We start from the raw sequence: 12,910 nt of genomic DNA on the forward strand, positions 1-12,910 counted from the left end.
AGCGCTCCACGAAGCACTCGCCGCGGCCGAACGCCGCTGTGGCCTCACGGGTGGCGGACTCGAACAGCTCGCGCACCTCGCCGCGGGTGCGTGCGACCTTCATGCCGCGGCCGCCGCCGCCGAACGCCGCCTTAATCGCCACGGGCAGGCCGTGTTCGTCGGCGAATGCGAGTACCTCGTCCGCGCTGGAGACAGGCTCCTTCGTGCCGGGCGCCATCGGCGCATCCACGTCTTCGGCGATGCGCCGGGCGGTGACCTTGTCGCCGAGCAGGTCGATCGCCTCCGGCGGCGGGCCGATCCAGGTCAGGCCGGCGTCGATGACGCGCCGGGCGAACTCGGCGTTCTCGGACAAAAACCCGTACCCGGGGTGGACGGCGTCCGCGCCGGAGCGGGCGCACGCGGCAAGCACCTTGTCGATGTCCAGGTAGCTCTCCGCGGAGGTTTCCCCGCCGATGCTCAGTGCCTCATCGGCGAGCTGCGTAAACGGCGCGTCTTTGTCCGGGTCGGCGTAGACGGCCACCGACGCTAGTCCTACATCGCGGGCAGCGCGGATGACGCGGACGGCGATCTCGCCGCGATTGGCCACAAGGACCTTGGAGAAGGGGAATTGCATGGGCGGTCCTTCCTAGAAGTAGGTGACGTTGCCAGCCGCGGCAGCCGGCGCGAAAGCAGGGACAGCAGCAGGGCAGGGAAGCGGTGACGGCGCCAGGGACGCGTCGACGAGCTGTGCTTGCGCCTCGGCGATCACGGTCGTCAGGGCTGCCAGCTCATCGTCGGTCAGCGAGTTGTCCGGTGTGCTGAAGATCGGGGTCATGAAAGTTTCTCCTTCTCTGGGGGGGTTACCGGGTAGCGGCGGGGTAGGTGCCGTCGGCGCCCAGGCGGGCGTCCGGGTTGAGTAGCAGGGCGATCTCTGCGTCGTGCAGCGCGTCGGCGTCGCCGGTGAAGCGGCGGTTGTCCACCGGCTCGAACAGGGCGGCGCGGCCGACCATGCCGGCCTCTAGGCGCGCGGCGCCGTCGCGAAGCCTTTGCGCGGCCCGCTTGCGCCAGGCGCTCGCCGCGGCCTCGCCGGAGGCAGTGGTGAGTGCCGCTTCGAACACGCCCGGGTGGGCGAGTACGACCAGCGCGCCGACATGGCCGAAGCCGAGCGACGTCAGCGCGGCGGCCTTCACTTGGCCCGCGCCGAGGGCGAGCGGGGCGCGCAGCCACACCAGGTTGGCGGCCTTGTCGTCGATCAGCGGGTCCACGCAGTCCAGCGACGCGTTCGGAGGCAGCTCGCCGGTGGCCAGCACATCGACAAGCCCGCCGATCTGGAACAGCGCGGCGCCGGCCTTCGCGTGCCCGGTGAGCGTCTTCTGGCTGATCACGTACAGCGGGGCGCGCACGTCGCGGCCGACCGCCGGCCACAGCAGCGAGTGCAGCTCCGACTCGTTCGGGTCGTTCGCGTTGGTGGAGGTGTCGTGCTTGGACACCACGCGAACATCGTCGGGGCTCAAGCCTAACGACGCCAAGGAGCGCGCCAGCCTCGATTTTTCCCCGCCGCGGCCGGCTGCGAGCACGCCGATGCCCGGCGCGGGGATGGAGGTGTGCGCGCCGTCGCCGAAGGAGGAGGCGTAGGCCACCACGGCACGCACCGGAAGACCCAACGCGGCTGCCAGCGAGGCGCGGGCGAGGAGTACGGTGCCGCCGCCTTCGCCCTCGAGGAAGCCGCCGCGGCGACGGTCGTTGGCACGGGAGATGAAGCGGTCGTCGATGCCCTGCGCGGTCATTTTCGCGGTCTCCGCGGTGGCGTTCATGTCACCGAAGCCCTGCAGGGACTCCACCTGCACGTCGTCGATGCCGCCGGCGACGACGAAGTCGGCCTTGCCCAGCGCGATCTTGTCCACCGCCTCTTCGACGGAGACGGCGGCGGTGGCGCACGCGCCCACCGGGTGGATCATGGAGCCGTAGCCGCCCACAAGCGACTGCATGGTGTGCGCGGCAACCACATTCGGCAGCGCCTCCTGCAGGATGTCGCTTTGGCGTTCCTCGCCGATGAAGCGGGAGACGAACACCTTGTGCAGCGACTCCATGCCGCCGATGCCGGTGCCTTGCGTGGTGGCCACGTCCGCCGGGTGGATGGCGCGCAGCAGCTCGGCGGGGGAGAACCCGGCGGTGATGAACGCGTCGACGGCGGTGACCAGGTTCCACGCGGCCATGCGGTCCATCCCGTCGGCCATCTGGGTGGGAATACCCCAACGCACCGGGTCGAATCCGTCCGGGATCTGCGCGGCGACGGTGCGGGTGAGTGTGGCCTTGCGCGGCACGTGCGCGGTGGCGCCGCTGAAGCGGGTGACCGTCCACTCGCCGTCGACTTCGCGCACCTGTGTCTTCTCCGGGTCGGCCCGCTCGATGTCGCGGGCCTCGGCCTCCGTGGCCACGGTGAAGGTGATGTCGCGGTCCAGGTAGACCTGCTCTAAGTCCACGGAGCCCTGGTCCGTGAGGAAGTACTTGTCCGTCAAGCGGCGTACGCCGGAGCGGGCGACGACCTCGTCGCGGAAGCGGTCGTAGATGTCCTCCTCGGCGACCTCGGCGCCGTCCGTGTCGTACCAGCCCGGGCGAGGGTCCTCGGCCCAGCTGATCAGCCCCATCATCCACGCGAGTTCCAGCACACCGGCGGCAGTGAGTTCCACGCTGCCGTCGCGGCCCATGCCGTACTCCGCCTCCCGGCGGGTTCGGCCGGAGCCCCAGCTGGAGACCTCGCCGACGCCGACAACGACGACCATGTCGTCGAGCGGGCAGGTCACCTCGCCCACCTCGGCCGGTTCCGGCTGGGTGGTGCGCGCCGCGTTCGGCAGGGCCCGCACCGTTGCCGGTGCGCCGGTCGCGGCGCCGGTGGTGTCGGCGGCGTCGTGTGCGCGCTGCGCGGTGCGGGCAAGCTCCGCGATGGAGACCCCGGAATCAGCCAGCCCGCCGGTGAGATCCAAATCAAGCGGGGCCGCCAACGCCTGCTCGCGGCTTTCCGGCGAGGCCAGCCCCATCAGCTCCTCAGCGATCTCGTCCGGGCTCCAGACGTGGATGCCGGCGGCCTCGGCTTCCGGCACGAGTGCGTCGTTGCCGCCCATCAGGTGCGTGCCGGCAACCCAACCGATGCGCGCCTGCGCCAGGGTGACACCGTCGGGCCAGCCGGCCTCGGCGGACCACTTGTTCACAATCGCGTCCATAGCCGCCTTGACCTCGCCGTAGGCGCCGTCCCCGCCGAAGGTGCCGCGGTTCGGCGAACCGGGCAGCACCACGTGGGTGCGGGTGTGCGGGAAGCCGTCGCCGGCCTGCGCCAGGTCGGACAGCCCGGCGATGGTGCGCTCCACCGACCACAGCAGCAGGCGGGCCTGCGTCTCCGCGTTACCGCCGACATCCGCCAGCGAGCCGCTCACACTCGGTGCGGCGAAGGGGAAGGCCAACGTCGGCGTGAGCGCAGGTTTGATCACCTTGACGTCCTTGCCCACGGTTTCCTTCTGCTCGGTGCCGATCCAGCTCAGCAGCGCGTCGATGTCGCGGTAGGACGACAGGTTCGCCGGCACCAGCCACAGCGCCGCGTTGACAGAAGCGTTGTCGGCGTACAGCGTGCGCGCGAACTCCTTGCGCGCCTGCGAGACGTTGGAAGCCGTCATGATCACTGTTGCGCCGCCCGCGAGCAGTTTCTTCACCAGTGCGGTGGCGATCGAGCCCGGCGCCGCGCCCGTGACCAGAGCGATGTCTTCGGCGTAGGGCTCTTCGGGTGCTTCCAAAGCCGCAGCAGCAATCTCCGCCAGCGGGCCGGCATAGCCGTTGTCCGCGTACCACCGCGCCTGCTGCGCCACCGTGTCCCCGGTGCCGGCGAAGTGCGCGGGTTCCAGCGTGTCGTGGCCGAGCGCGACTCGGGCGAGGTCTTCGCGGGCGGTCGCCCACTTGTCGTCGAAAAGCACGGCCCTGCGGGCGTCGAAAACGGGGCTGACCTGCCGCGCCCAGCCAACGCCGAGCTCCGCCTCGATCGTCTCTACCACCGTGGTGTCCGGGGCCTCGACCTCGACGGATTCGTCTTCGATGCCGAGCTTGAACAACAGCGTCCGGGCGGTGGCGACCAGCGTGTCGGTGACTTCCGATTTGTACGCGTCCAGCGCCGCGGAATCCACCACACCGCCAGAGGTCGCGCCACCCGCGGACACCGGGGCGACGTCCACGCCGTGGCGGGCGGCGACGTTTTCCACCGCGCGGTCGATCAGTGCGTGCACCTCCGCCTTCGACGAGGCCTCAGGCAGCGTGGCAAGCGCGCCGCCGCGCACCGATTCTTCCGTGCGTGTGCCCAGCAGGATCTCCGCCTCCACGTGCGCGGTCCACGAGTCCGGCAGCGCCCACACCGCAGCCAGGTGCTCTCCCACGAACGCGGGTTTCAGGCCCGCGCTGCCGAGCAGCTGGCGCAGGCGCGCTCCCACGGCTTCGCCGAGCACCGGGCCGAACGGGCAGTAGCCGGGCGCGGCCGTGCTCACACGCTCGCGCAGCGTGGCCACATCCGACTCGGCGGCGCCGTCGATGGCGGGAACGCCCAGCTCCGCGGACATGTCCATGAGCAGCTGGTTGCGCCGCGAGGACACACCGCCGGTGAGCTCCTCGATCGTGTCGGAGGTGTTGATCTGCTCTGGGCGGATCTTGTTCTGCAGCGCGAACAGCACCCCGATCGCCTCCGCTGCGTCGAACGGCAGGTCCGAAGCAGGGGCGGCCTGCTTGGCGACGGCCTCCGCCGCAGGCTGTTCCGGTGCAGCCTGCTGCGAAGTCTGCTCAGTCTGCGCAGCCTGCTCCGTCTGCTCGGGCGCAGCTAGCGCGGGGGTGGCGGAGCCGTCGTCAAGCAACTGCTCCTCAGGCTCCGGGGCGGCGACCGCATCGGCGAACATCACCTGCTCCTGGTTGACCTCCACGTTGTAAACCGGCACGTGGATGCCAATCACATCCATCTCGCGTTTAGCCAGGTTGGTCAGCGTCGGCGAGGAGGACAGGCCGACCTCGATGATCTGGTCCACCCGGGAAAGCAGCAGGTCTTGGGTTTCAATCCAGCGCACAGGGGAGGCGAACTGCCAGGCCAAAAGCTCGATGAGCAGCACGCGGGCGAGCTCGTTCTCGCCCGTGTTGTCAGGCGTGACGCCTGCGAGGCGCTGCGACGGCACCTCGGCGCACACGGCGTCGATGAAGTCCTGGGTCAGCTCGAACGGGCGCGCCACCAGGTTCGGGATGTAGCGGCCCACCAGGCGCTCCACGTCGATCTGCGCGGGCAGCATTTCATCCAGCTTGGCGGCGAAGTCCGGCACCCCGTCGCGCAGCACGCGGGAGTGGAACGGCACGTCGATGCCGGGGACGGTGACGTAGGCGCGCGGGTTGACCGCGTTGGCCTTGGCCTTCAGCGCGGCCAGGCCGCGCTTCGAGCCGGCGACGGAGTACTGCTGGCCGGAGATGTTGTAGTTGACGATTTCCAGGAACTCGCCGGTGTCCGCCGCGATACCGTCCACGTACGCGCGGACCTCGTCCGGGCCGACGCCGATCATGTTCGGGCGCAGCGCGCCCATGCCGTAGTCGGAGTTGCCCTCGGCGTCGCGCGGGACCAAGGTGCCCATGGCGGAGCCGCGGGAGTACACCACGTCGATGACGGCCTCGAGGTCGAAGATGTTGGCCAAAGACGCCAGTGCGGTGTACTCGCCCAGCGAGTGACCGGCGTAGAACGCGTCCGCCGCCAAGCACTCGGCCTCGCGCAGCCGCTCCGTTTGCGCGTAGGCGACCACCGCCAGTGCCACCTGGGTGAACTGGGTCAGGTGCAGCACGCCGTCCGGGTGCTTGAACTCGGTGCCGCGGACCGTGATGCGGGTGGGGTTGTCGTCCACGATGCGCTGGATGGAAAAACCGTGCGTCTGGCGCGTGTGGCGGTCCGCGCGGCGCCAGATCTCGCGCGCCGCCGCGGACGCGCCCCGGTCGCCCGCTCCCATGCCCGGGGTCTGGATGCCCTGGCCGGGGTAGACGTACGCCGTGGTCGGCTGCGCTAGCAGCGCCTGGCCACGCGAGACCACCTCGCCGCCGATGCGGCAGGTGACTTCAACGGCTTGCCGCACCCCGGCGCGGCCGACGCGCTCGGCGGTGATCTCCACCACGTCGCCCAGCTGCACCATCCCATACATGGAGTAGGTCCAGCCGATGACCTTGCCGTGGCGGCCGGCCACGTGCTGGGCTGTGGCGGACAGCCACATCCCGTGCACCAGCGGCGCCTGCAGGCCCACCAGGTGGGAGGCGTTATATGAGGTGTGGATGGGGTTGTAGTCGCCGGAGACCAGCGCGAACGGGGTCATGTCCGCAGGCGCGTGCACCACGGCCCGGTCCACGAAGGAGCGCGGCGTCGGCTGCACCTCATCGGCGAGCGCGCCGCCGCCCCACTGCGGCGCGGGCACCGGCGTGGCGCTGCCCGTGGCGCGGCCGCGGATGGCGAACCGCTGCATCTGCGTGGCCACTACCTGGCCCCCGGAGCGCAGCTCGAGCTCCACGGTGACGATGCGCCCGGAGACGGATTCGGCGATGGATGTGCACTTGGAGGCCACGTCGATGCGGCGGCCGTCCGCAAGCTGGGCCAGCGGCACGCGCAGGTCGATGACGTGGTCTAAGTGCACCGCGTTGAGCAGGCCCTCGATGACGGGGTAGCCGTCCTCCAGCAACCCGGATCCCAGCGCGGTGTAGATCGCCGGCCAGCACGGCCCGACCAGTGCGTCCGGGGTGCCCACGCCGCAGTCTTCGCCGAGCGCAGCGCCGGTGACCGCCGTGTGCGCGCTGAGCAGCGACGCCGGCAGGGTGAACGAATCGTGCGCCACGCCGAACGGCGCGTCCTCGCTGACGGAGCCGTCTTCGATCACGGGCATCGTCTCGATAGCGTCGCCCGCCTCCGAGGTCGAGCCCACGCCGGCAAGCCCCTCAAGCAGCGTGAACACGCTCTCCGGCAGCCGATCGTCGGACACGACGGGGGAAGCGCCCGTGCCCGCGCCGGCCGGGATGTCCACCGGGATGGTCACCTCGCGCACGTAGAAGGGGCGCTGCTGCTCGGGCAGGTGGTCCCAGGCGGAGTCGGAGATGATGCGGATCGACCACTGCCGTTCGCCGTCTCCCTCCTCGGAGACCAGCTCGAACGCGTCGGGCGCCATGGTGTGGGCCGGGTTGTCCATCAGATGGCCGTGCCACATCAGCGTCGGAGCGGCGCGCAGGTACGCCTGCTCATCCGCCGCGTTGTTGAGGCGCGCAAAACGGGGCTCGGGGGCGGCGCCTTCGTCGAGAAGCATCTGCGTTGCGGCGTCCTCGAACCTGCCCAAAAGCTCCGCGACCGGCTCGTTTTTCTTCGTGATGCCCGCGACCGCAACCGGGCCGGGGATGATGCGCACCTGGTCCGCGGTGTAGCGCGGATCCTGCGCCTGCCACAGCGTGTCCTTGCCAAACCACATTTTGAGGTCCCCGTCGAGCGCCGGCACCCACGGCATCGGCTTCGGGTATTCGTAATGCAACCCGATCCACCAGGCGGCGTCGCGCGGGGAGACCAGCGTCTCGCGTGCTTGCGGGTAGGTGCGCAGCAGCTTTGCGACGTCCTCACGGGGATCCCCGCCAGCCGCAAACACCGACGCGATCTCGCCGTGGTCCTGCGGGTGCAGCCTCGCCTCGATGCGGCGCAGCAGGGCGGTGAAACGTTTGTTCCAGCTCTCGTCGATGAACGGGTGGGCCAGCTCCACGAAGCGCTCGACCCATTCGGCGTACGTCATTTCCTGCACGTCGCCGAAGTACGGCTTGGACGTTGTCGCCAACGCCGCGATGATTTCCTCGCGGTGCTCGTCGTACGCGTCGATGTCGAGCGAGGCGATCAAGCGGGAGGCCTTGGCAAAGGAGTTGTCCAGGTCGTGCAGGTCCGCCAGCAGGTGGGACTGGCTTGAGGCAACACCGTGGTTGCCCGTGCCGCGCGCGACCCAGCCGCCGTTGACGTCCGGACTGAGCCCGGGCGTGTCCACCAGCAGCTGCTTGACCGAATCCGTGGCCTTGGCTTCCTTCGTGGCCATCGCCACCGTGCCCACGAACACGCCGTCCACCGGCATGTCCGGCAAATGGTGCCTTGCGGCCCAGCGGCCGGTGATCAGCTCCGCGGCGCGGTCCGGGGAGTACACCCCGCCGCCGACGGTGAGCACCACGTTGTCCAGCGCTCGGATCTCCGCGTACGTCTCCAGCAGCATGTCCTCTAAGTCCACCCACGAGTGGTGGCCGCCCGCGTGGCCGTCTTCCACCATGAGGATCACGGCGTCGCGCGGATTCGCTTCCGCGATTGCCAGCGCGTCGCGGATCTGCTTGGTGGTGCCGGGCTTGAAAGCGATGAACGGGAAGCCGTCGGCGTGCAGCTGCGCAATCAGCTCGGTGGCTTCCTCCACTTCCGGGATGCCGGCGGAGACGCACACGCCGTTGAACGGAGCGCCGGCCGCGCGGGCCTTGGGCACCATGCGGTGCTGCCCGAAGTGCTGGTTCCACAAGAAGCGGTCGAAGAACATGGTGTTGAACTGGGCGGTGCGCCCCGGCTCAAGCTGCGCGATCAGCGTGTCCTTGTGCTGCTTGAACACCTCCTCGGAGTACATGCCGCCGCCCGCGAGCTCCGTCCAGTAGCCGGCGTTAGCGGCCGCGGCGACAATCTCGCCGTCCGCGGACGTCGGCGTCATGCCGCCGAGGATGATGGGAGACAGGCCAGTCAGCGCGGAGAACTTCGTCTGCGTGTAGGTCTTGCCGTCCGGCAGCGTGATCACGCGCGGGGCGAAGCCGGAGTAGTCCACCGCCTCCGGCAGCGTGAAACCCGGGCGCGCCAAGTTGTCGCGCTTGGCTGGGGTGGACGCGTCGATGACGGGCACCCCGGCGCCCTGCATCAGCTGGGTGGTCATTTTGTGCAGCGCGGGATCCAGCGACAGCAGGTGCGTCGCCCCGGCGTCCACCAGACCGCGCACGGTCGCGGTGAAGTCGAACTGGTCCACCAGGATGTGTTGGGCGAGCTCGCGCGGGGTGGTGGTGTCGAAGGTGATGCCGCAGGCATCCGCCCACTCGGCGGCCAGCTCCACAGCGGCGTGGTTGCCGTGTTCGTGGAAAGGGTAGGCGACGTTGAGGAAGTCGAATGCAGGCTGCATCTCGGAGCCGCCGAACTCCGCCTTCTCCAGCCGCGCGTTGTACGCGGCCGCGTCCTGCGCAATTGCGCGTTGTGCCTCGGCGAGCTGCTCCGGGGCGCCGGAAAGCACGACGTGGTTACGGCCGTTGACCACGGCCAGCGACGGCGCACCGCCCGCAGGGAAACGCTCCGCGAGGTTTCTGGCAGAAAGGCCGCGCACGGACAGCATGCGGCTGCGCGAATCCGTGGCCCCGTAATTGTGGGAAGCGGCGGCGCCCATGATGAACGCGAACGCGAGCGCCTTCGCCGGTGCGTCGTCGCCGCCGCGCATGGCGACGGTGCCCAAGATGCCCTGTGAGTGGCCGTCCATCAACGCGGCGTCGAGGTCGAGCCCGAGGTCGCGCAGTTGCTCTGCGGCCGCGATCTGCGCCAGCAGGATACCCGGCGCGCTGACGGCCGGAAACGCGTCAACGTCGCTGCGCTGAGTGTTGCCGTCCAACCCGGCGCGCAGCCGTGCCTCCGCGCCGGGGACCACAGAGGCAAGCGGCCTGGCGACGGGGCCGGTGAGCACTCGAGCCTGGTCGAGCAGCGCTTCCATCCGGGCACGCGCGTCGGGAGCGGCGGCTGCGTCGGCGAGCGCCTGCTGCCAAGCGGTTGCCTGGCCCGGGAAGATCAGCGCCGGGCGGGTGAGGGAGGAAAGAGGAGTCGGGTTCATCGAAGAGAAGTCCTTTTGGGAATTAGAGGGGAATGTTGCCGTGCTTGCGGTTCGGGCGGGCGACAACCTTGTCGCGGTAGAGGCGCAGGTTGGCGGCGATGTGGGCTCTGGTTTCGGACGGCAGAATGACGGCGTCTATCAGCCCGCGTTCTGCGGCCTTGTAGGGGTTGAGCACGGTGTCCTCGTACTCGCGCTCGAACGATGTGACCAGGGCGGCGAGGTCGGTCTCGCTCATTCCCGATTCGCGTGCGGCTGAGATCTCCTTGCGGTTGATGAAACCAACGGCGCCGGCCGCGCCCATCACTGCAATCTGGGCCGTCGGCCACGCCAGGTTCACGTCCGCGCCGAGGCCTTTGGAGCCCATCACGCAGTAGGCGCCGCCGTAGGCCTTGCGCATGGTCACGGTGATTTTTGGCACGCTGGCTTCGCCGTAGGCGTAGAGCAGCTTCGCGCCGCGGCGCAGAATGCCCGCGTGCTCCTGGTTCGCGCCGGGGAGGAACCCCGGGACGTCGACGAGCATGACGATCGGGATGTTGAACGCGTCGCAGGTGCGCACGAAACGCGCGGCCTTTTCGGAGGAATCGATGTCCAAGCAGCCGGCCAGCACCATCGGCTGGTTGGCCACGAAACCGACCACCTCGTCGTGGATGCGCCCGTACGCGCACACTACGTTGTCGGCGCGCTGCTCCATGATTTCGAAGTACTCGCCGTCGTCGACCACGCACTCGATCACGTCGCGCACGTCGTAGGGGGTGTTCGGCGAATCCGGAATGAGGGTGTCCAGCTCGTCGCAGCTGTGGTCCGTCTCCGGTTCCGGAAGAACCTGGGCGGTCGCGGTGCCAGGGCTGCGCAGGCGGTTGTTGGAGGGCAGGTAGTTCAGCAGCTCCGCCACCCAGTCGAGCGCGTCCTCGTCGTTGTCGGCTACGTAGTGGCAGTTGCCGGCGTCGCGCATATGCGGCCAGGCGCCGCCGAGTTCTTCCTGCGTGATCTCCTCGCCTGTGACCGTCTTGATCACGTCGGGGCCAGTGACAAACATCTTTGAGCTCTGGTCCACCATGACCACGAAATCGGTCAGGGCGGGGGAGTAGGCGTTGCCGCCGGCGCAGGCGCCCATGATCACGCTGATCTGGGGGACCACGCCGGATGCTTCGATGTTGTGGCGGAAGGTGCGCGCGATCCAGTCCAGGGAAACGGCGCCGTCCTGGATGCGCGCACCAGCGCCCTCGTACAGGCCGATCAGTGGGCGGCCGGTGGCCACGGCAAGCTGCTGGATCTTGGTCATTTTCTCGCCGTAGACCTCGCCGAGCGCGCCGCCGAAAACGGTGCCGTCCTGGGAAAAGACGCACACTTCGCGGCCGTCGATGGTGCCGTGGCCGCACACGATGCCGTCTGTTGCCGGGCGCTTGGCCTGCATGCCGAAGTCGTGGGTGCGGTGGCGGACCAGCTGGTCGGTTTCCACGAAGGAGCCCTCATCGAGCAGATAGTCCAGGCGCTCGCGTGCGGTGAGGCGGCCGGTGGACCGGACTTTGTCCAGGGGTTTCGGCCCCAGCGGTTCGTGTGCCTCGGTGCGCAGGCGCCGCAGTTCCGCTATTTTGTCGGCTGTTGACGCCGGTGGTTTTTCATCCAAAATAGTTTCTGGTGCAAAATTAACTGCCATGCGGGCATAGTAAACCTACTGAGCCGTAAGTAAAGGAATTGGCCCCGATTCACAGACAATGGCCAGCATTTCTTGCGCAATCGCAAACGAACCGAAACCGCAACTATCGACGGAAGGAACGCCCATGCACATCGGCACCGACCTGGTCCATATCCCCGGATTCGCGCAGCAGATACAGCTTCCGGGATCCACTTTCGCGCGGGTGTTTACGGACCGGGAGTGGCGTGAGTGCGCCACTAAGTCGAACGCGAACGCGTCGCTCGCCGGCCGCTGGGCAGCGAAGGAGGCCTACGTCAAAGCATGGGCCTCCACCCGTTTCGGGCAGCCGCCGGAAATCCCCCGCGACGACTTCGACTTCGCAGAGGTGGAGGTGGTCCAAGACGCATTTGGCCGCCCAGCGATTCGGCTGCGCGGCCGCGCCGGGGAGGTTGGGCCGCCGGTGTCCAGCGTGAGCATCAGCCACGACGGCGACTATGCCGTGGCGGTGGTTGCGGTGTCGGGCTCCGGAATGCCCTAGTCGCTTACCCCAGGATGCTTACCGGGCCTAGATGCTTACCCCAGGATGCTTACCCTTCGAGAGCGGTCGGCCGGTGGGAAGCGCGGCACTCGAGAAGTAAGCATCCTGAAGTAAGCATCCTCGGAATGGGAGCGGAATGGGGGCGGAATGGGGCAGAATGGGGGCGGAATGGGGCACAGGGGCCGGGGGAGCGGCGGCCGGGGAGCGGGGGCGGCGACCAGAGTGGTCAGCGCCAGGCGCGGGCCGCGGCGACGAAGCCCTCGGCCAGCGTTTCGCCGGTGCGGGTGAGATGGTCGTCGTGGCGCAGCAGCTCCGCTTCGACCACGGCACCGTCGTGGCCGCCGTTCGCCGCCCATCGGCCGGCCACCTCCGGGGAGCATTCCGGGTGAAACTGCACCGAGACGATCGACCCCAGCCGCATGGCCTGGACAGGGCAGCGCTCGCTGGATGCCAGTAGCGTCGCGCCGGGTGGCATCGTCACCACCGCGTCGTGGTGGGATTGCTCGACCACTAAGGATGCGCCGAGCGGTCCGAGCAGGGGATCGCCCACGCCAGCGTCGGTCAGCGTCACCGGGGTGGCGCCTTCCTCGTCCTGCGTCGCTAGGCCGACGGAGACTTCGCCGCCGAAGCAGTCGGCGATGATCTGGTGGCCCAAACAAATGCCGAGCACGGGCGTGCCCGATTCAAAGGCGCTATGTAGTAACTCGTGTACCGCCGGCAGCCAGGGCGAGGCGTGCGTGTCCAGCGCATCTGCGCGTCCGCCGAGGAGGATGAGGGGGTCACCGGAGGCGTCGATAGGCAATGGCTCCCCGAGATCGGCGGTGCGCAAGGTGGCGCCGGCGCGCTCGAGCCACGGGCCGAGGC

The 12,910-nt window shown here is 69.0% G+C and carries 6 protein-coding genes; 1 reads left to right on the forward strand and 5 read right to left on the reverse strand.

All coding sequences use genetic code 11. The annotated features are described in order from the left end of the window. From HMPREF3151_RS12205 to HMPREF3151_RS11080, 4 genes are all read right to left on the reverse strand, one after another. Window positions 1–613: biotin carboxylase N-terminal domain-containing protein (locus HMPREF3151_RS12205; RefSeq protein WP_305764328.1), on the reverse strand; the 613-nt coding region annotated here is incomplete at its 3' end. 12 nt (window positions 614–625) lie between these two features. Next, window positions 626–814 carry a hypothetical protein gene (locus HMPREF3151_RS11070; RefSeq protein WP_070476000.1) on the reverse strand — a complete coding sequence of 63 codons (189 nt, stop codon included), beginning with the start codon at window positions 812–814 and terminating at the stop codon, window positions 626–628. A gap of 25 nt (window positions 815–839) precedes the next feature. Beyond that, complete coding sequence (locus HMPREF3151_RS11075) at window positions 840–9,872, reverse strand: type I polyketide synthase (RefSeq protein ID WP_070476003.1); 9,033 nt, start codon at window positions 9,870–9,872, stop codon at window positions 840–842. Window positions 9,873–9,894: 22 nt separating this feature from the next. Next, the gene (locus HMPREF3151_RS11080; RefSeq protein ID WP_070476006.1) at window positions 9,895–11,529 is read right to left on the reverse strand and encodes an acyl-CoA carboxylase subunit beta; all 1,635 of its coding nucleotides are present in this window, start codon (window positions 11,527–11,529) and stop codon (window positions 9,895–9,897) included. A 124-nt stretch (window positions 11,530–11,653) separates the two neighbouring features. On the opposite strand from HMPREF3151_RS11080, the gene HMPREF3151_RS11085 reads away from it, so the two are divergent. Next, a complete protein-coding gene (locus tag HMPREF3151_RS11085) occupies window positions 11,654–12,046 on the forward strand; it encodes a holo-ACP synthase AcpS (protein ID WP_070476009.1) in 393 nt (130 codons plus the stop codon). 226 nt (window positions 12,047–12,272) lie between these two features. Here the strand turns inward: HMPREF3151_RS11085 and HMPREF3151_RS11090 are convergent, their stop codons facing one another. Next, complete coding sequence (locus HMPREF3151_RS11090; RefSeq protein ID WP_168160633.1) at window positions 12,273–12,875, reverse strand: type 1 glutamine amidotransferase; 603 nt, start codon at window positions 12,873–12,875, stop codon at window positions 12,273–12,275. Window positions 12,876–12,910: the final 35 nt, after the last annotated feature.

The sequence above is a fragment of the Corynebacterium sp. HMSC05H05 genome (assembly GCF_001807265.1).
Lineage (GTDB): Bacteria > Actinomycetota > Actinomycetes > Mycobacteriales > Mycobacteriaceae > Corynebacterium.